Source organism: Desulfosporosinus lacus DSM 15449 (assembly GCF_900129935.1).
GTDB classification, from domain to species: domain Bacteria; phylum Bacillota; class Desulfitobacteriia; order Desulfitobacteriales; family Desulfitobacteriaceae; genus Desulfosporosinus; species Desulfosporosinus lacus.
Window position 1 is genome coordinate 42,925 of record NZ_FQXJ01000012.1, and the last position, 20,613, is coordinate 63,537.

A 20,613-nucleotide genomic window follows, 5' to 3' on the forward strand; every position below is an offset into this window, starting at 1 on the left:
TTTACGCATTATTGAGAGGAGGGAAGGCGCATTCCTCTCCCACTAATAGAGAAGATGGGGGAGGAATGCGCCGACGTTGTTGAAAGAAATTAAATTTAGAGTTTGGGACAAGGTTAGGCTGAAAATGTTTAAGCCACAAGCTATAACATTCGATACACAGATGCAAGCTCCATTTGCTATAAGTATTCCCGGTCGTTCGTGGGAACCAGCGGAAAAATTTGAATTGTTGCAGTGGACCGGTTTATTTGATGCCAATGAAACGGATGTCTATGAAGGTGATTTTATGAAAATTTCATCTGCAATTTACAAAGTGATTTGGAATAAATCAATAGGGAGTTTCGAACTTGTTGAGATAGGAAGCTCTTTAAATCGAAAGATCAGTGATGTAGAGATTGGTGATATTGTAGGAAATCAGTATCAAAATGCTGATCTCCTACAAATAGCAGCTCCATGATTGAATACGAATATAACCGGAATTATAGGCAATTAGTACAATCCAGAGAAAGATTGGTACCATCGCATCAAAGTATTTAGATGGAAAAGGATACCGCTGAGGGAGGGTAAAATGTCTTATTGTGGTAAGGTTCTGTTGGTTGATGACGACCAAAATGTATTGGAACTGGTCAAGTTATATGGTGAAAGGGAAGGTTTTAAAGTTATTGGGGTAAGCAACGGTGACTTGGTGCTAGCGGCATTCGACCGAGAAAATCCTGATGTGGTAATACTGGATATCATGCTTCCGGGTCAGGATGGGCTTACAATATGCCGCAATCTAAGGTCGATACGCATGGTTCCTATCATCATGCTTACAGCCAAGGGAGAGGAAGCAGACCGTGTTTTGGGACTGGAAATGGGAGCCGATGACTATGTTGCTAAACCTTTCAGTCCCCGAGAATTGGTAGCGAGAATTAAAGCGTTACTGCGCCGTACTCAACCTGTGGATACAGCGACGAATTGGAAATTGAAATACCCCGGGTTAGAAATCCTGGCCGATTCCAGGACAGTTTTGATTGAGGATCAACAAATTGAAGTCACTCCCAGAGAATACGATTTGCTCTACTACCTGGCCCAGAATCCGCGCCGGGTTTTTAGCAGAGAGGATCTGCTGGCGGCTGTCTGGGGGTATGATTTCTTCGGTGATGAGCGTACGATAGATGTCCACATTCGCAGGTTGAGGACCAAGCTGGCACCTTTGCCGTTTGAATACTTGACAACTGTATGGGGTGTGGGATACCAGTTTACACCTCCTGCAAAAAGGGGAGAGACCGTGTCGTGAATACTTATCGACAGCAGGGCAGGGAAAAACTTCAGTTGATAATCCGTGCCCTGCATCAGTTTTTGCTCATTAGTAAACGCATACTTCAGGAACAATTCAACAAAAATCTTTACACCAGGATACTGTTCACCAATGTTACGGCTTTTGTTATCGCTCTGATTGTCCTGATGATGTTTTCCAGCTTTGTGGTGAAGCAGGTAACCTATGATCAGGTTCAACAGGAATTGTTACGTAAGGCCAAACGAGTAAACTTTGCCTTGCTCCAGCAGACGGACAGCGCGTGGAGTATTCCACCTGACCAGCTAAAAAGCAGTCAGATTCAGGCCCAACAGGATTTCTTGAAATATCTGGCTGATATCTTTGACGCTAAGATTACGATTTTTGACATGACAGGAAAGATTACGGCTACCTCGGCAGAGCAGGAAATGGTGCCCGGTAGCAAGATAGAGGAGAAATACATTGAAATACTCAAAAACAAAAATGGTTCAATTGCGACGACCCAAACAGTAGATTCTGATACCGATCAGCCGATTTTTGTCACCGTTGTGCCCATGGGGAACAACAAGGATGCCATTGAAAACGGGATCCTGCTGGAAACGAAATCATCTAATCTTGACCTTGCTTTAAGCAAAATGCGTTTGTACATGGTTATCGGGGGAATGATCATCCTGCTGTTTATTATTTTCATTTCCGTCTACCTGGCTATGTATATTTCCAGGCCGATTTCCCGTTTGACTGCCACTGTGGCAGAGATCAGCAGAGGGAGTTATGTTCTGAGCGATAAGGACCAGCCTCTGGATGAAATCAATGACCTTGGCGGACAGCTTAATAAATTGGCGGAAAGACTCCAGAAGGTACAGACTGAAAGTCGCAGGGTGGAAGAAGAAAGAGCCCGTTTATTTGCGGAGATATCCCATGAGTTACGTACCCCGCTGACTGCCGTGCAAGGCTTTGTCGAGGCTATCCGGGACGGTATCGTGCAAGATGAGGCTATACAGGAGAGGTATTTAGACACGATTTACACGCAAACGATTCATATCAGCAGACTGATAGATGACATCTTGGAATTAAGCCGCCTGGAAAGCGGCAATCTAACGGTTGAAAAACTACCTGTGGACTTGAACGCTCTGGCCCACGGTGTGGCTATATCCATGGAGCCTCTGGCTAATCGCACGAACACCTCGATCCTTTTGGACCAAAAAACAGAGAAAGCCATCGTACTCGGGGACGCTGACCGGATGGAACAGGTTATCAGGAATCTACTGAAAAATGCGACTAGGGCCACGGAGAACGGCACCATCAGGGTTGGCGTAGAGACCCGACAAGGTAAAGTGGAACTGAGCATTGAGGATAATGGTATTGGCATATCGCCCGAGGATCTGCCTCACATATGGAAAAGGTTTTATCGGATCAAGAACCAACGTGCTGATCACATGCAGGAAAAAGGCAGCGGTCTGGGGCTGGTGATTGTGAAAAAGCTGGTTCAGTTACAAGGCGGCAACATTGATGTGGCAAGCCAGTTAGGAAAGGGGACAACTTTTCACATAAGTTTCCCATCTTTTGAGAAGAATTAGACTGTTTTTCCTCTGCTTGGTTCAGTGCATGCTGGACTGGGACAACCCACGTAAAGCATAGATGATAGGAGTGTCTATCTCAAAGGAAATGCGTGGTCAAGGGCTGGGAACAGAATTGATCGAAAAAAGTTTGCAAGCGTTAGCCAACGAGAATATAGAAGAGGTTGAATTGACTGTGGACGCGACAAATGTTGCTGCCAACGGTTATCGGTCATTACTGTCCGGAAACCGTTGGCATTTTTATGTCTTTGAATGGTTGTCTCTGGGCTATCCCAGTCTTGTAACATTTATTAATATTTTAGAAAAGAATTTTTAAGGTTAGGTAAAAGCCGGTTAATATTTCTTGAGTATAATTAAAAGGTCAGCTCCTCTCCTCTCATTTGTATGACCCCTGGCGCGGGAAGCAGATTTCCGGCGCTGGGCGGTCTATTCTTAATCTCGAGCACAGAAAAGATATCCCCTCCTTGATGCAAAGTTAGGCGCTGTGAATGATCATTGTCCTGTGCAGGTGAGCGAACATGGTTATCCGGACTAAACACAAGTTATTAGGGAGTTGATAGCATTGACTTGTCCCTTGTGCGGAGCGCACGACACTGGCCGCATCGGCCGTAACCGTTATTATTGTCACGAGTGCTGTCTTGAATGGACAAAGAACAGTGGTGAGCTGAAAATTTATCACATTGGTCCAGACGGGAAAGCTTTCCAGCTGAAAGGCGAGCAGGCCCTTGAAGCTGCGATTCGCTATAGTCAGAGGTTAAGATTTGTTTATTTGTGAACTATGCCAACGGTTATCGACTATTGTTCTATGATCAAACGCTGAAACCTTTGTAAAGAAAGCATTTAGTGAAAAACAAAAAATGATTCTGAGAAAAGATGGAATTAACTGAGGCTACAGATTTTTGTACAGGAGTTAGTAAATCTGATATCTCAATGTTCTAAAAGTGGCTGAGGATCTATTCCTCAGCCACTTTTATCTTTTTAGGAAGCTTGATGACGAATTCCGTCTCCTGACCGACTTTACTCTGTACTGAGATCGTACCTTGATGGAGGTCCGTAATCTGACGGACCAGCGCCAGACCAATTCCGGTCCCCCCTGTCACACGGGTTCGGGATTGGTCAGCTCGGTAAAAACGCTCGAATATTAAAGGTAGGTCGTCTTCCGAAATGCCTATACCTGTGTTCATAATCTTGATTTCAGCATAATCCGGCGTTTGTGCAAGAGTAACGCTAATCTGACCGCCTGGGTTTGAGTATCGATAGGCATTGTGGAGCAGATTATAGAAGAGTCGAGTCAGAAGGCGTTCATCCCCCACCGCAGTAACGGGTTTCTCGGGAGTGTTCCAATTTAGAGTCAATTCTTTTTCCTGGATAAGAGGGTAAAGGCTGTGTGTGATTTTCTCAAGAAGATGTGTTATGTCCACAAGTTCAAGCTTTAGGTGTAATCCGCCTATTTCAGCAACATTTAGGTCTTTTAGATCGCTTGACAAGTCAACTAGACGGTTAATCTCCTCATTTATAGAAGAGAGATTTTCATGATTGGCAGGAAGGACGTTGTCTTGGAAGGCTTCAATATAGCTTTTGATCGAGGTCAAGGGAGTGCGCAGTTCGTGGGCAATATCGGCGGTAAACTGTTTACGCATGGTTTCTTGCCGATTTAAATTGTCAGCCATCGCATTAAAAGCGTCTGCCAGTTGCCCGACCTCGTCTTTGGAACGAAGGGAAACGCGTTCCTCAAGATGTCCATGACCAATACGATTGGCGGCTTGTGTTAAGCGTTTGAGTGGAGCGACGAGCCTGCGGCTTGTAAAGTAACTGAGAAGAATCCCAAATAGAAGGGCCAATCCTCCAGCGAAAAGCAGAGAGCGAAAGACTGCAGATTGGAAGCGGAGATCTTGGGGATTGAGACTCTGTGCGGTAGCAGGGTAGCGGACCTCTGCTATGGCTAAATTGCCGAGGGGTCCTGACACTGTGAAGGTTTTAGTTTTCCAATTTGTAGTGGTTTGGGAAGACATACCCATGCCCATACCCATACCCATTTGGCCCTGACCGTGCATCATATTATCCATGGGGTTGCTTAACGTGGCAATGAGCTTGCCCTTGGGATCTGTTAGAGTAACAACTGTACCCATCGGGAGGGTATGACTTACTTCGTTTAGAAGTGCAGGATCCCAAGTGCCTGTGGTCTGATATAGCGAACTCAGACGTAAGGGTAACTGTTCCAAAGTCGCTTCATTAACCTGAGTCAAGTAATTACTAAACTGCTGTTTGAAGACAAAGTTCACGGAAAGCATGCTGAAAGTTAAGGTTATCAGCGCGATGATCAAGGTGGAAAGAAACAATTTTGTGCGCATTTTATCCCCCCGCATTCGGGTTAAACTTATAGCCAATACCGTAGACAGTCAAAATAATTTGTGGGTTGCCGGGAGTAGTTTCAATCTTTTGGCGGATCTTCTTAATATGAGCATCAATCACTCGGTCATCTCCGTCAAAGTTGTGCCCTTGAACAATTTCTACCAACTGACCTCGAGATAACACTCGTCCAGGATTTTTCGCTAAGGCACCCAGAATCTTAAATTCGGTTGGGGTCAACGAGATTTCTTGATCCTGCAGCCGAATCTCATACTGTATGTTATCAATGGTGAGGCCATTGTCATAGGAAATTACGTCTGCAAGGGGTGCAGTATCATTATTTGCCCGACGTAAGACGGCACGTACCCGGGCAACCACTTCACGAGGGCTAAAAGGTTTTGTAATGTAATCATCTGCACCGATACTTAAGCCTTGGATACGATCTTCTTCTTCGACTTTAGCAGTGAGCATGATAATGGGTACGGAGGATATTTTGCGAATCTCGCGGCAAATTTCTGTTCCAGACATGCCAGGGAGCATTAGATCCAGAATCAGTAAGTCAAAGGGGTTTTCTTTAAACATGGTCAGAGCGACAAGTCCGTTAATAGCAGTGCTGACTTGAAAACCTTCTTGTTGAAGGTAAGCCTTAAGCACGGTGGTTATCTTTTTTTCATCATCAACCAGTAAAATCCTCATCGATGGACTCCTCTCACTGACCCCGGCAATCCTGTTAGTCAGATGTTTCTTTACTTATATCAGAAGCTGGTTACCTGCGTGGAAAGATTAGAATTACGGCAATGGTACGCGGCGGTGTGGCGGAAGGGATCCATTAAGGTTTTCCTAAGGGATAATCAAACGAAGAAAAAATATCCTTGAGAGGGGGTAAAAGATTAAAATTAGTTCAAATCCAATTGACTAATTATATTTATTTTAATATAATAATTAATATAAGGTGCTAGGTAGAAACCAATTAACATGTACAGGCAATTTTTCAATATTAGCTAATGTGATCCGAGTCACGATTAATTAGACAAGGGTTTGATATATTTGAGACAGGTTTTAGAATGCTAAGGAAGTTGTAATAAGTATACTATTTTTTCATTATAAATTTAAAAATAAATTTCTAGGGAGGGGTCTATATCGAAGGGCTAGATTTATTGGTAACATCCGTATGCTTCTCAGTTTTGGGTTATGTATTATGTTACCTTACTCTTTCAAGTAATAATAAACTCAAAACCCATAACAATAACTCAGAAGAATCCTTGGAAAGATGAGAATGCAGCTATTAGATTGCTAACTCCTTCGCGTGAAGAAGTATAAACCCAACACTATGAGCAGGCTGCCGCTCAGATAGGTAAAATAGTGCCCCCATTTTTGTAAACGGGGTAAACTCTTTAGAACCGCAGTAAAAGTTCCCGCAATAATCAGCGGCAGCCCATGACCAAGGCCATAGATAAAGAGCAATAAGGCGCCATACCAAAGCATACCTTGACCAGCTACATAAGTCATCAGAACTGCTAACACGGGAGTGGCACAGGGGGAAGCTACCAGACCAAACAATAAGCCCACTCCAAAAGAACCAAAAACTCCGCCCCTTTTCTCGGGCATAGCCTGTAACCCCGGCAAATTAATATTGATAACGCCAATTAGCTGTAATCCCATGATAATTGAGAAAAGACCAATAATATAAATCCAGGCAGGGCCAATCTGGCCAAAAGCTTTACCTAAAAGTGCGGCTGCTGTACCTAAGATAGCAAAGGTAACAGCCAGGCCTAGGACGAAGGACACTGAAGTAATAAAGCCTTTTGTTTTAGAGGGTTTTTCCAAGCCGCCGATATACCCTAACATGACAGGTAACATCGACAATATGCAAGGACTCAGACTGGTCATTAATCCCCCTAAGAAAACCAAAAGTATGATGGTTAAACCACCATTAGATAAAGCACGCGGGAGAGTGTCTTTAAAGAAGGATCCGTACCAAGTATCATTTGGATTACCGGAGTTGAGAGCATTGTCTAAGGTACTTTTACTTTGAGGGCCAGAATCGTTATAAGTAACTTGCCCTTGCTCATTTATCACGAAAAAAGCAGGGATATAGTAGATGCCAAATTGCTTAGCAAGAGCCTGTCCTTGAGGATCATCAATATCAACAACAATAAAGTTTATATTATTACTATATTTTTTCTCTAGAGCCAGCACCACGGGCTCCATGCTCCTACAGCTGGGTCACCATTTAGCATAAAACTCCAAGAAAGTTGGTTTGTCAGAGTTCTGGGCGTCCTGGAAAGCAACCATTGGTTGATTAGTTACGTGAAATTCTGAGGGACCAGTGTATCTGGGAATGACTAAAGCCATTACGGATAAAATTGCAACCGTTAGTATTATAAGCAATTTGATTTTTGTCTTTATAATAACACCCCATTATTATAATTTTAGTTTGCAAGTGTCGCTGCAACCAAGGATGGCGAGAAGCGACCGCCGGCCAAGGACGGCCAAGTGTCGCTGTAGCCAGGGATGGCGAGAAGTGACCCGCAACTATCGGGATAAATCTAGATAGCGGATAGTGCCTCTAAGGGATCTAACTGTACGGCTCGCCGAGCCGGAATAAGAATCGAAGCTACCCCTATTATGACAGAAGCACTGATTGCGGTCAAAGCAATGAAAGGGTGGAATTCAAAGCTCACTGTTTTTTGGAAAGCGATTGGAGCAAGAAGAGTGGGCGTCAAGATCCCTATAAAATATCCCAAAACTCCTCCACAGAGACTTACTAAAGATATCTCGCGAATCAAAATGGAAAAGATATGCTGACGACGAAAACCGATGGCTCGAAAGATGCCAATTTCCGTAGCGCGATCGTTGATATTACCTAAGGTTGTGACGAATACGATTAAGACCCCGATAATTCCCAGTAAAATAGAAGTAATTAAGGAAAAACTAGAAAAGCGATCCACACTTTCTTTGGCTCCCTGAACTAGTTGAGATATTTCGGAGACTTTAGCCTCAGGTAAGAGTTCACTCAACAGGGTCACTGCTTTAGTTGGTTGAGCCGTATTGAGCTCGATCATTGACCAAGAATCTATTCCGGTAATCGATCGTGCAGTGTTAAAATTCGTAAATACTCCACTATCCTCTGAGCCGCCTGTTTCTTGCATTATCCCCACAATGGGATAACTCTTCTGGTTAAGTTCCAGAGCATTCCCCATCGCTAAGTTTTCTGTCTGGGCCAGGTACGAACCAATAATAATTTCCTGTTCACTAGGTAATTGGCCATTTATACTCCACCAAGGTTTCATTTTCAGTTCTGTGGGGAAATCCACTCCGATGATCAGATAACGATTGATCTCTCCCGTGACAGAATCTCCAGTGGCGGAACCAATAATCTTGGGGGCAATTCCGTTTAACATAAGAGCAGGGGTATTATTCAATTTAGCTAAACTATCGTAATCTAAATGCTTAATTTCATAATTAACCCCCGGAACGGAAAGACCTCCGTAGCTGAGTGTAAAATGTTCGGACTTGGGAGTAATTACGACGTTAGCACCATAATGGGTTAGGCTTTTTTGTAAATCATCCCGCATACCTTTAGCTAATGAATTTAATGTGACAGTTATGCCTACTACTAATATAAAAGTAAGCATCAGAAAGAAAGTTTTCCCTTTCCGACGACGCAAATTTTGGATTGCAATATCAGTGAGTGTCATCTTGTTCTCCTTTGCCGAACAGCGGTTTTCGAATTTCGAAGATCGCTGTACTATTTCATCCTCCACTTTTAACTTTCCTTTACACTCTACATATCTCGTACTTATGCTTAAATCCGACGATCAGACAACTTTGACCCCCGCGGTCGTTCCTCAAGAAAGACAAGACTTCTGACGTCTCGCATCGCTCAATATATTGAACCTCGACCTAAAAACTATGCTTGCCTCTGTCTACAGCCTCATGCATTGCTTGCTCGACCCCGAACCCCGAACTGTGATCCGACCTCCGGCTTCTGATCTCCGGCCTCTGAAATCACAGATAACGCAAAGACTCAGTCGGGTCAAGTCTTGCAGCTTTGAGGGCGGGATACAAACTTGCTGTCAGTCCAATTATTAGAGAGGCACTTAAGGCATAGATTAGCAAATTAGGTTGCCAAGAGATATGAACTTGAGCTTTCATGAGCTCTGATCCGGAGCTTACGGCCATACTCATGCCAAGAATGTACCCCAATAACCCGCCCAGAAGACTTAAAAAACCTGCTTCCCCAAGGATGATTATAATAATATGACGTTTACGGAAACCAATGGCCCGAAAGATTCCAATTTCCCGGGTCCGTTCTTCCACAGAAGACTTCATCGTTATAGTTATAACTAAACTGCTAGCTATTAAGAGAATCAGGGATACACTTCGAGCAAATAGGTTAAATCTATTGACGGTATCATCCCGAGATTCCAAGCTGGACATAAGCGCGGTAACCTTAGTCCCAGGAAGTTTGTCACTTAACTGTTGGGTAACTTCTTCGATTGGGCAGGTATAACATAAGGCAGCCGTTTCGATAAGACTTATGGCGTTGGGTCGGTTTGTAAGTTTTTGGAGAACAGCTAAGTCCATAAATACAGCTTGGTCATTTTCTGTTGACCCTGTAGGTTGTATGACTCCAGCTATCTTAAAGTCCTGTCCTAGGATAGTTACAGTTTGAAGAGGGATAAGACCAAGGGAACTTGCAATGTCACTCCCTAAAATGACTTGGTCTGCGCTGGGAATTTGGTTCTTCTCCAGACCATCCACTTTCCACCACTTTTTTAGTTGGAATTCTTGAGGAAAATCAACTCCTAACAACAAAATTTCTCGACCTTTAAGCTTAGTATTTGCTAACAGTTTAGGGGCAATAGTAGCCAAGGTTTCTTTATTCTTAATGGTTTGCATAAGCGGAATAAGGGACATATCCAGTTCTTTGATCTGAGTTGGAGCTTCAACGGTTATACCACCAAAGGTTAAGGATTGTTCTGTGTCAGGGAGAACGAGGATATTAGAACCGAATTGATCAAGCTTGTTGGCAACATCTTCTTGCATGGCTTGAGTCGTCGTGTAGAGGAAGATGATTGAAGCCACTCCAATAATCACGCTGAGCATCAATAATGAGGAGCGCATTTTGCGGCGACGTAGGTTTTGCACCACGATATTTGTTAGACGCATTGAATGCCCTCCTTAGAACTCTTGAGGAATTTGGGATAGAAATCCATCACGAATGTAAATGGCACGGGTGACCCAGGCCAAGTTTTCTTGATTATGAGTTACCATAATAATGGTTAAACCGTCCTGGTTAAGGGCTTGGAATAATTCTAACAGCTCCTTGGCGGTTTTTGAGTCCAGACTTCCAGTGGGTTCATCCGCAAAAATTATTGCAGGTCTGTTAACGATGGCTCGAGCAATAGCTACTCGGTTTTGTTCTCCACCGGATAATTGATTGGGGAGACGAAGGGATTTCGTACCGAGACCAACTTTGGCTAAAACTGTCTGAGCCATATCTCGTTGTTCTTTACCTGAACGCGAGGTTATGGACAGAGGGAGCATAACGTTTTCCAAAGCGGTAAGATAGGGAATCAGTTGATATTGCTGGAAAACAAATCCGACGTATTCATGACGAAAATCTGCTAATCGTTCAGAATTGAGAGCATAAACATCTATGTCATCAATGATGAGTTTGCCGGAGGTAGGGGGATTTAATCCTCCTAGAATACTGAGCAAGGTGCTTTTTCCAGAACCGGAAGGGCCCATTAAAGCCAAAAATTCTCCTTCGCGGATCTCTAGATTAATATTGGTTAAGGCTTCAACGGCCCCGTCTCCACCTTCATAGGACTTGCTAACCGCACACACCTTTATCAAAGACATTTAGCCATTTCCTCCTAAATTTCTAGAAATTGAGTTCTTAGCTCTGATTAGAGCTCTGGTTAGAGTGAACGCACCCGTAAGAACGAGTGCGTTTAATAAATGTTATAAATAGAAGATGGGAAAACTTCGATAAATGAAAGTATTCTTAATATAACTAAACTCTAGGTTCCCACGCATCAAGTACAGCTTGTGGAATCTCAAGGTTGTCGCCGTTTAAAGAGTAGGTGAGCGCTTCGGGGGGATAGGCTTGACAACCACCGCTCAGGCCTTTGAGCGTCTGAAGATCCCATGTTGTCCCACAGACGTTGCAAACTATTTGGTTACCTGTGATGTGAAAGGTTTCGCCCTTGCAGGGCTCACAAAAGCTGACGGCCACCATGACTTTACCATCGGGTTGGACAAAGGCCGTTAAGGGAATTCTTTTACCGTTTGCTTTATACTCTGTCCAAATAAACTTTTCTTCTTTCACCGCACTGAGCGTCGTAACAATGGCCTTTCCGTTTTCAACCTTGCTTTCAACGTTTGTTTGCTCTAGTTTACTATCTGGGCTATAACTCATTTTTTGACCGATTTCCGCTGTCGCAGTGACAGTGACGCCAGGTTTATTGCCATTGGCAACTATGAAATAGGTACCTATCATAATTACAACGGTTATTAGGCCAACGATACTGTAAAGCAGGGCATTGCTTTTAGAGGGTTGGATAAATTTCTGGTTTTTCCCCGCGTGGTCTTTATTCATCTGGAAACCTCCTTGTAATAATAATTTAAGCCAATTTAGGAATCTCAGTTCAGGTGGAGTTTTAGCTCCACCTGAAGTTTAGTTTGAACTTATAAAGGGAGCAACAATCCATTATAGGATTTCTTACTAATTTAATACAGATGAAAATCTTGGATCCTAAAATTCTATAACCTGCAATCTGACTTCCGGCTTCTGACCTCAGGCCTCTGGCACTACATCCGCATATCCATTCTTACCACGAAGGTAAGAAAGTTCAGTATACCGAAGATCAAGATGAGGACTAAATAAGGCATAGCGACGGATAGGGCTTTTTTGGTTCCGTAATTCTTTTTAGCAATCCTATAGGCAGTGTAAAGAGAACCGAGAGTTCCCGAGATAACCAAGACGAATTGCATGATTTGAATTGTTGGGTCAGACACGAAAGAAGTGGGTCCCTCAATGTGTTTGCCGAATAAGCCCATGAAGGTGTAGTAGATTGATTTTCCTTCCGCCAGAAGATGGAACAGGTTGTGGGCCATGTGGGCGGCTAAGTCTAGCGGGATGACTGCATAACCAAAACGGGCGAAGGCAGTACGCAACGTCTCCCCAGTAAATCCCTTGGAAATCGCCGTGGCTAAGAAAAGTAACAAGACTGGGGTGGTCATAGCGAAAACAAAGAGAATTGTAAAGGCTATATCCTTGTTAACAATTCCTAAAGACAGCTCCGTCCATTTAAGATAGGACTGGTAGAACTCTAACATGGTGATATTTTGGACAAAGACAATGCCGACAATGACAATTGCTAAGAAGGATTCTTCGAAGCGTGCCCTAGTCATCGACCAAAACTCGCTGGTTGGTTTGCGGGGAGTTAAGCGGATAGAATCATGAGGACAACTTTTGATGCAGTTTCCACAGAGATTACAGTTAGCATTATTCTCCATAGCCATAGGGAATTCAAACATCGGACAGCCGGGCGACTTTGAGTTGCCTTTGTAACAATCACGAGTAGTACAAGTTTTGCAAATTTCCTTATCGGCACGTAATTCCAGCATGCCTGCTCGAGAGTAGTTGCCTGATAAGCTTCCGAGAAAACATAGATAACGGCACCAAGTACGTCGTTCGAAGAGCATAGCCGTGACCATAACGCCACCTAAGATGAGTAACAGCAGAGTTCCGGAACCCCTGGGAGATTCGACAACTCCCCAGATGTGATCGGACCAAGTGATGAAAATGAAGGTAATATCAATGATCCATAATCCATATTTTCTTAAAAAGTTGGGAACTTTGCGATTTGCCCCAAAAAACTTCTGCGTCAAATCACTCACCCAGGCAAAGGGGCAGATGGCACACCAGAACCGACCGAAAATAAAGAAGAAGAGAGGGAGGAGTGGCCACCAGAGAACCCAAGTAGCGGCAGTACCGAAATTATCATGGGCGCTTGTGGGTCCGGCTAGAGTTTCAATCATAATGACCGCAAATATCAGAACGGCCAGCCATTGGAAAATACTTGGATAGAGTGAACTTTGCAAAAACCAATTGAGAGGTTTAAACTTAAGAAAGTTTCTTTTTTGTGGAGATTTAGACGGGGTTGATTGACTCATTATTGAACCTCCCTCCCTGAGGGCTGCTTTCGTTTGAGAAATTGAGCAATAATACCAGCCAGTACTACCAATCCGCCAACACTTCCAATGAGGATCCAGTTGGGGCTGGACTTAGAAACAATAAGAGGGACAGTAATGGTGGTTTCCCCAAGAGACGGAGAACTAATATGAATGTCTTGGTTCCATTCTCCTTGTTCCGTTGGGATGAGAGTGACAGCGTACATTCCCGGTTCCATGTTGTCTGGTTTGGCTTCTCCTTTGAGAGTAGTGGCCGAGTCCATATTCATTCCTGACATGTTGCTGTGGGAATCACTTTCCATGAGCATCATATCCACATTCACGGATGCATCGAGGACAGGTTCTCCAGTGGTTTGGTTTTTTACGATAATCATAAGGGTAACGGGTTTATTCGGTGCTGGTTGCTCAGGGTCAGCCTGAACACTCACTTGAAACTTATCGCCCTTGGCAACGGTCACTTCAGTTGAAGGCGAATCACCGTGAGCAGCTTCAGAGGAAGGACTGCCAGACATGTCCATATCAGACATGTTATTGGATGTGGCTGGTTTTGAATCAGCTAATGCGGGAAGGGTAAAAATTAATAAAGAGAACAGAATTAGTATTACTAGTGACGAAAATTTCTTTTTCATTAAAAAACACTCCTAAAATTTATTACGGTTTAGGAATATGCAAAAGTTGTGCCAAGTTGAGATTCGAATTCAACGTGGGATTTGGAATGACATAACGGAAGGCTTAATTACCCTTTCAGAAAAGTTAAAAGATACTCGATAATGTAGCTGTAGCTGTTCCTATATGAACAGGCTGTATTATCAAGTAGACATTGTTAGTATGTTTGACCAAAGTAATAATTACGGTAGAAATTAATTTGCATCAATTTAATTAAGGGTTCATCGTATAGCAAAAATTGCTATGTAATGCCTTAGGGTTAAAAAGTTGCGGGATTTCCCACACTATGGTGTGGGAAATCCCGCAGGCGAGGAGGGTGAAACTTGCGAAGGGTATTAGTTGCAGACGATGAAGCAAATATGCGCTGGGTCTTGGAACGAGCATTAAGTAAAGTCGGTTATGATGTGGAAACTGCAGAGGACGGGAAGATCGCCATAGATCGAGCCTTGGAAGAACGTCCGGATCTGGTCCTTGTAGATTTGAAAATGCCGAAAATGGATGGCTTGAGTGTTCTGAGGACCTTGAAAGAGCATTATCCAGATTTAATGGTTGTCATGATGACTGCACACGGCAGTACCGCGACGGCGGTCGAGGCCATGAAGGCCGGGGCACATGATTATTTGATGAAACCCTTTGATATTGATGAACTGCTCATCACAGTTGCTAAGGCCTTTGAAGTAGAAAGCTTGCGTGAACAGGTAGATTATCTCAAGGGAGAGGTCCAAAGCTCTGGATGGCAACTGGTCGGGAATAGTGAAGCAATGAAAGCGGTTAAACACTTAGTAGAAAGGGTTGCTCTTACGCCGGCGACAGTGCTTATTGAAGGGGAATCGGGGACGGGGAAAGAACTGGTTGCCCATGCCATACATACTTTAAGTCCGCGGGTGAATGGACCGTTTATTCGAGTGAATTGCGCAGCGTTGACGGAGACTTTGCTGGAAAGTGAACTGTTCGGACATGAAAAGGGAGCATTTACGGGAGCTCATGCTCGAAAGACGGGACGTTTTGAGTTGGCCGATGGCGGTACACTCTTTCTTGATGAGATCGGAGAACTGTCTTTCAACGTCCAAGCTAAGTTATTAAGGGTTCTCCAAGAGCGGACCTTTGAGCGGGTCGGCGGTGAAAAAACCATCAAGGTGGACGTCAGGATTATTACTGCGACGAACAGGAATTTACTGAAAGAGGCTCAAGAAGGGCGTTTTCGTGAAGACCTTTACTATCGCCTCAGTGTCTTTCCGATTTCTATTCCTCCCTTACGGGAACGTCGGGAGGATATTCCTTATCTAGCCGATCATTTTTTGAAGAAACTTAGATCTTATGGGCAAACCAAGACTCTGAATTCAGAAGTCCTAACTCAACTCATGGAGTATGACTGGCCAGGAAACGTGCGTGAGCTGGAAAATGTGGTGGAACGTATGGTGATTATTTCCCAAGGAGCAGTGATAGAAGCAGATGGGTTGACCGTCTTTAGCACTCCCTCAAAAGAGGAGAAATGCCCCGAAGCATTTGTCCTGCCTCCTGAGGGGGTTTCCCTGGAAGAGCTAGAGAAATCCTTCCTCCAACAGGCCATGGAACAAACGGGGGGGAATCAAAGTCAGGCTGCCAAACGCTTAGGTCTTTCCAGGCATGCTTTTTTATACCGTTTAGAGAAGTACGGAATAGATCCTCATTGGGGGATTTAGAGAAGGAGGGCCTCTATGCTAAATAACGACCCCCCTGAACCAAACCAAGCCCGAGTTCTCTTTGACCTCATTGCAATTGGGCTCGTCGTGGCGGTTCTCACTATTATTCATTACACGAATTATCATTACGAAGTGGATTATCACATTCTTTTACAATTCGCCTATTATCTCCCGGTGATTTATGCAGCTATGCGCTTTGGACCTGCCGGGGGGATCATATCAAGCTTTATTATAACGTTGCTTTTTATACCGCTTATGTGGCATATGCAAGGCGATTTAAGCCCAGCCGCTAAGTATACACAGTGGGTGGAGGTCGGCTTAATCAACGTCATTGGTTGGTTAACGGGCATTTTGACTGAAGAGGAACGGAAGGCGAAGCGTAAATATAAGCTGGCGCTAATGATTCAAAAAGAATTGGTAGAAAAGTTAAAGCGAGAAGGGCAGGAACGTGAACGATTAGAGGGTGAGATTCGGCAAACTGAACGAGTAACCGCCCTAGGGCATATGAGTGCCGGCTTAGCTCATGAAATACGAAATCCCTTGGGGATAATGAAAGTGAGCATCCAAATGCTGGCCCAAGAAAAATGCGACGATGGGGTTGTTTCGGAATACTGTCGGGTACTTCTGGAAGAATGTGAACGGCTAAATCGCTTGCTGAGCGAGTTTTTGTCCTTTGCCCGACCTAAAGAGCTGGTGCGGGAAGGGATTACGCTGGGAAAACTCTTGGACGAAGGAGTAACACTAGTCCAGCCAGCCCTGAGGCAAAACAATATTAAGTTAGAACAAGCACGAAGCCAGGTTGACTTGCAAGAAGTTGAGGTGGACCCGGACCAGATTAAGCAAGTCATACTCAATATTTTACTTAATGCCATCGATGCCCAGGGGGAAGGCGGAGTGATTCTGCTAAGTGGGGTTCAGGAAGAGGGTTTTGTAGGCTTCGCAGTTAGTGATGAGGGACCCGGCATTTTGCCAGACGCCTTGCCGTACATTTACGACCCTTTTTTTACGACGAAGGAAACAGGGACTGGATTAGGGTTATCCGTTGTGCACCGTATCCTTGATCAGCACGGGGGGAAGATAACAACTTTGAACCTGAATGAGCGAGGGGTTCGGGTTGAAATCCTGTTGTCCAAACAAGGCTAGAAGCATCTTATTGCTTTCTAGCCTTGTTGCTACATTAACATCTTATTTTTTAACACCGTATTTTTCTAAATGTCGATATAATGTTGTCCGTGCTATCCCTAATTGACGAGCTGTAGCAGAAAGATTACCGCCTGATTCCTTAACAAGGTTGAGAAGGACCTCTTTTTTGTAACTGCTCGTAAATTCCTTCCAGTTTGCTGGGGAGACTATATTCCTTGTCCAAGAGGAGTTATCAGTTAACGTTTTTTGGATACTTTGCGGAAGGTCTTCAATTGCGATAATGCCATTTAAGCAAAATAACACTGCACGCTCAAGACTATTCTGTAATTCTCGAACATTACCCGGCCATTGATAGGCGTTAATCAGAAAATCCCTGACTTGCGGATCAAGCATAGGAAGTGGTTTACTGTATTTAGAAGCGAATTGTTCCAAAAAGTGATCGATTAACAAGGGGATATCGTCTCGACGTTCTCTTAGAGGTGGGATAGTGATACTTACAACATGCAATCTGTAATAAAAGTCCGCGCGAAATACCCCATCATTTACGAGTTGTTCAAGATTGTGGTGGGTAGCAGCAATAATTTTCACGTCTACCGGTATGGGAGTTGAACCCCCCAGTCTAACGATTTCCCGTTCTTGGAGAACGCGTAACAGATGAACTTGAAATCTAAGAGGCATTTCTCCAATCTCATCGAGGAATAAGGTTCCCAGATGGGCCTCTTCAAATTTTCCCTTACGTCCACCTTTGACTGCCCCTGTGAACGTACCCGGATCGTAGCCAAAAAGCTCACTAGCCAACAGCTCATTCGGCATAGCTCCACAATTTAAGGCAACGAAAGGTCCTTCTCGGCGATCACTGATTTCATGGATCGCTTTGGCAAAGAGTTCTTTGCCTGACCCGCTTTCTCCAAGCAATAAAACTGGGACGTTTGTCTGAGCAACTATGTTGCATTGGGATATTGCGGAAAGAATCTTGCTCGATTTTCCAACGATTTTACTCCAAGAAGCACTCTGGAGTTTGGTCCAAGTATCATTGTGAAGGGCTCGGCTTGGGGTTGTTCTTTGGTCTAAGGGGATTAGTAACAGGATAGAACCTATGCGTTGGTTTCCTCGATAGATTTCCTGAATTAAGCATGGAGTTCCAAATTGCTCAATGAAAATTTTGTAGTCCTCTTGCGGTTGACCGGATTTATGCAGTTTTACTAAAATCGCAGTAAACGTTTGCTCTTTCCATATTGTTTCTAAATCTTTGCCCGTCAAGTTATGAATAAGTCTACGGGCACAAAGGTTAGCCTCGATAGGGTTAAAGACAGCATCAAGGGCAATGACTCCATTTTGCGGATACCGAAGAACAAATGACGAATAGCTTTCCAAAAGCTGAAGTCTATTAAGGAGTGATTGTTCATAAAGCTTATGTTCAATCACTCTAGAAGCCATAAAAACCAGACCGAGGGTATGGGCCTGAGCTTCTTTCCAACATCCTGTAATGTCAATAACGCCCAGAACTTCCTTTGTTACAGGATCACGTACCGGAGATGATGAACAGACCCAGTCATGAATTCCTTCGCAAAAATGTTCAGCTGAAAAAATCTGAACTGGATAACCTGTTTTTAAGCTTGTGCCAATTGCATTAGTTCCAATTGCTTCTTCACTCCAACAAGACCCTAATACAAAATTCATTTTTTCTGCCTGCTTTTTGACTTGGCGATCCCCTCCAAGATAGATAATCCTTCCGTTAGCATCACATAAGGTCATAAGATACTTAGTTTTTTCGGCCTGAATTAATAACTCATTCAAAGTTGCGGTTGAATACTTATGAAGTATAGAACATCCAATTATGTTTTCAAGGTCTGCGCCATTAGGAGGATCTTCAGTCTGATGACGTCGAGGATCAATCCCAAATTGGCGACAACGTATCCATGAATCATAAACTATCGGCTGTATGGGCTGAAGGCCTGGAGAGTGATCCAAAAATCTGCACCGATTCTCTTCAAGTAGTTTCCTGTGCTTAATAAGGCCTCTTGGGGAGGATGTCTCTAATTGCCAACTCATAGAAACCACCACCACTTTTAGAATAATACTAAGTCAGAAAAATCAGATAATTTTGACTTATTTATTATTCTATTCTAAGTAATCGTGATTATCAAGTGTTTTGGATGTAAATATGTGTAATTAGCAATAGGCAAGGCTCTGTAAATATGGAGTCTTGCCTATTGCCTGCTGGTAAATTGTACAACTAAAGTGAAACATATCTTAATTATAATTAGGCATCTGCTTTGAGTACGACCTTAATTGCATTGTCACGTCGCTGTTCAAAGATATCGTATCCTTCTGCAACCTGGGATAAGGGTATAGTGTGAGTTATAAGTGGCTTCATATTAAGTTTTCCCTCTTTAATAAGATCGATTAGCTCGGGAATATGATTAGCCTTGACTAGCCCCATTTTCAGTGTGATGTTTTGAATCCAGAGGTTTTGCATTTCAAGAATCTGTGGTTTCTCAAAAACTCCGATCACAGAAACAGTTCCGCCTGGTCTTACGCCAGCGATTGCTCCTTTGAAGGTTGGCTCGAATCCATTGGCTTCAATAGTTACATCAGCTCCACGACCACTGGTAAAATCTTTTAGGGCCTGCGTAACGTCTACTTTTTGAGGATTCAACCCGTAATCAGCCCATCCTTGCTTAATAGCAAACTCAAGCCGGGATTCATCAATGTCTACAGCCACGATTCTGGCTGGACCCCATAGGCGGGCGGTTGCCATAGCACACATTCCGACTGGACCGGATCCAAACACAGCTACAGTGTCACCAGGTTGAATACTGCCATTTTCTGCTCCAAAATAGCCCGTGGAAAGAATATCACCGACGAACAAGACGTCTTCGTCTGCTAAACTGTCTGGAATCAGGTACATTCCGGAATCAGCATAGGGAACTCTAACATAATCTGCTTGGCAGCCATCAATTTTGTAACCAAAGATCCAGCTGCCATTTTCACATCTGGAGTAGATTCCGCGTTTACAATAGTAACATTCCATACATTGTGTAATGCAGGAGACGGCAACATTATCCCCTTTTTTAAACTTATTAACACCTGCTCCAATTTCCACAACTTCGCCACAGAATTCGTGTCCTATGACTCTTCCCGCCTCCACTTCGGGTAATCCACCGTTTCTGATGTGTTTATCTGTTCCACATATGGTTGAGGTGGTTACTCTAACTATGGCATCCGTCGGTCTTTGAATAACGGGGTTGGGTACTTGGTCGAGGCTCATATTTTTAGGACCATGATAAACAAATGCTTTCATTTTATACCCCTCCAGTTTTTATTTTACAAATTATAAATCTTAGCATAGGGATCGTATCTGGTATCTATAGATCATAACTCAAAACAGGCCATGAACTTGATTTCTGGAACATAAATCACTCCCTTCGCTAGATAAAATAACTGAATATTCTGTTAGAAGTTATTGCAATATTAATGCCAGCTTTAAAGAGGTTTCATTATACCGTAAAGCAGTGGCTAGACTGCTCATTATACAAATTCGTATGCTAGGATTATGTTACAAAAACAATACAAGTGTAGCCTTACAAAACTGTAGCGCTACACTATTGAGGATTCATCGCTGCTTCTTGAGGGTATATCGTTAAGATTGTCATCTTAACTTAGTTCGTCATATAAAATGGGTATACTGATTTTAAAAGTCCATTGAAAGAAA

The 20,613-nt window shown here is 43.5% G+C and carries 18 protein-coding genes; 7 read left to right on the plus strand and 11 right to left on the minus strand.

The genetic code is table 11. From position 1 onward, the window contains the following. Positions 1-76: 76 nt before the first annotated feature. The 5 genes from BUB11_RS16145 (at position 77) to BUB11_RS16165 (ending at position 3,625) form a co-directional block, all read left to right on the plus strand. Positions 77-454, plus strand: a complete 378-nt coding sequence (locus BUB11_RS16145; protein ID WP_242947572.1) for a YopX family protein — start codon at positions 77-79, stop codon at positions 452-454. A 111-nt stretch (positions 455-565) separates the two neighbouring features. After that, entirely contained in the window at positions 566-1,276 is a 711-nt protein-coding gene (locus BUB11_RS16150) for a response regulator transcription factor (protein WP_073030789.1), read from the plus strand. Next, positions 1,273-2,850, plus strand: a complete 1,578-nt coding sequence (locus tag BUB11_RS16155) for a sensor histidine kinase (RefSeq protein WP_073030790.1) — start codon at positions 1,273-1,275, stop codon at positions 2,848-2,850. The genes BUB11_RS16150 and BUB11_RS16155 overlap by 4 nt, the downstream gene beginning before the upstream one ends. A 70-nt stretch (positions 2,851-2,920) precedes the next feature. Further along, positions 2,921-3,166 carry a GNAT family N-acetyltransferase gene (locus BUB11_RS16160; protein ID WP_200797935.1) on the plus strand — a complete coding sequence of 82 codons (246 nt, stop codon included), beginning with the start codon at positions 2,921-2,923 and terminating at the stop codon, positions 3,164-3,166. Positions 3,167-3,412: 246 nt separating this feature from the next. Then, positions 3,413-3,625: a hypothetical protein gene (locus BUB11_RS16165; protein ID WP_073030792.1), complete on the plus strand. Its 213-nt coding sequence runs from the start codon at positions 3,413-3,415 to the stop codon at positions 3,623-3,625. A 178-nt stretch (positions 3,626-3,803) separates the two neighbouring features. On the opposite strand, the gene BUB11_RS16170 is transcribed toward BUB11_RS16165, so the two are convergent. The 9 genes from BUB11_RS16170 to BUB11_RS16210 form a co-directional block, all read right to left on the minus strand. Beyond that, positions 3,804-5,201: a sensor histidine kinase gene (locus BUB11_RS16170; protein WP_073030793.1), complete on the minus strand. Its 1,398-nt coding sequence runs from the start codon at positions 5,199-5,201 to the stop codon at positions 3,804-3,806. A 1-nt stretch (position 5,202) separates the two neighbouring features. After that, a complete protein-coding gene (locus tag BUB11_RS16175; RefSeq protein WP_073030794.1) occupies positions 5,203-5,895 on the minus strand; it encodes a response regulator transcription factor in 693 nt (230 codons plus the stop codon). 597 nt (positions 5,896-6,492) lie between these two features. Beyond that, on the minus strand, positions 6,493-7,608 hold the full coding sequence (locus BUB11_RS16180) for a cytochrome c biogenesis protein CcdA (protein WP_242947577.1): 1,116 nt from the start codon (positions 7,606-7,608) through the stop codon (positions 6,493-6,495). Positions 7,609-7,748: 140 nt separating this feature from the next. Then, the gene (locus BUB11_RS16185; RefSeq protein ID WP_073030796.1) at positions 7,749-8,900 is read right to left on the minus strand and encodes an ABC transporter permease; all 1,152 of its coding nucleotides are present in this window, start codon (positions 8,898-8,900) and stop codon (positions 7,749-7,751) included. Positions 8,901-9,210: 310 nt separating this feature from the next. Beyond that, entirely contained in the window at positions 9,211-10,374 is a 1,164-nt protein-coding gene (locus BUB11_RS16190; RefSeq protein ID WP_073030797.1) for an ABC transporter permease, read from the minus strand. Between the two features lie 12 nt (positions 10,375-10,386). Continuing rightward, on the minus strand, positions 10,387-11,070 hold the full coding sequence (locus tag BUB11_RS16195) for an ABC transporter ATP-binding protein (RefSeq protein ID WP_073030798.1): 684 nt from the start codon (positions 11,068-11,070) through the stop codon (positions 10,387-10,389). Positions 11,071-11,224: 154 nt separating this feature from the next. Then, positions 11,225-11,809, minus strand: a complete 585-nt coding sequence (locus tag BUB11_RS16200) for a DUF2318 domain-containing protein (RefSeq protein ID WP_073030799.1) — start codon at positions 11,807-11,809, stop codon at positions 11,225-11,227. A gap of 212 nt (positions 11,810-12,021) precedes the next feature. Further along, the gene (locus BUB11_RS16205; RefSeq protein WP_073030800.1) at positions 12,022-13,389 is read right to left on the minus strand and encodes a 4Fe-4S binding protein; all 1,368 of its coding nucleotides are present in this window, start codon (positions 13,387-13,389) and stop codon (positions 12,022-12,024) included. Further along, positions 13,389-14,036, minus strand: coding sequence for a hypothetical protein (locus tag BUB11_RS16210; RefSeq protein ID WP_073030801.1), 648 nt, complete (start codon positions 14,034-14,036; stop codon positions 13,389-13,391). Before BUB11_RS16210 ends, BUB11_RS16205 begins: the two co-directional genes overlap by 1 nt. Positions 14,037-14,396: 360 nt before the next feature. Here BUB11_RS16210 and BUB11_RS16215 point away from each other — a divergent pair, with 360 nt between their 5' ends. Continuing rightward, positions 14,397-15,755 (plus strand): sigma-54-dependent transcriptional regulator, encoded by a 1,359-nt coding sequence (locus tag BUB11_RS16215; protein WP_073030802.1) that lies wholly within the window; start codon positions 14,397-14,399, stop codon positions 15,753-15,755. A gap of 15 nt (positions 15,756-15,770) precedes the next feature. Continuing rightward, positions 15,771-16,898 (plus strand): two-component system sensor histidine kinase NtrB, encoded by a 1,128-nt coding sequence (locus BUB11_RS16220; protein WP_073030803.1) that lies wholly within the window; start codon positions 15,771-15,773, stop codon positions 16,896-16,898. 42 nt (positions 16,899-16,940) lie between these two features. Here the strand turns inward: BUB11_RS16220 and BUB11_RS16225 are convergent, their stop codons facing one another. Both BUB11_RS16225 and BUB11_RS16230 read right to left on the minus strand, forming a co-directional pair. Next, positions 16,941-18,950 carry a sigma-54-dependent Fis family transcriptional regulator gene (locus BUB11_RS16225; protein WP_073030804.1) on the minus strand — a complete coding sequence of 670 codons (2,010 nt, stop codon included), beginning with the start codon at positions 18,948-18,950 and terminating at the stop codon, positions 16,941-16,943. Between the two features lie 211 nt (positions 18,951-19,161). Continuing rightward, positions 19,162-20,202: an alcohol dehydrogenase gene (locus BUB11_RS16230; RefSeq protein WP_073030805.1), complete on the minus strand. Its 1,041-nt coding sequence runs from the start codon at positions 20,200-20,202 to the stop codon at positions 19,162-19,164. Between the last annotated feature and the right edge of the window lie 411 nt (positions 20,203-20,613).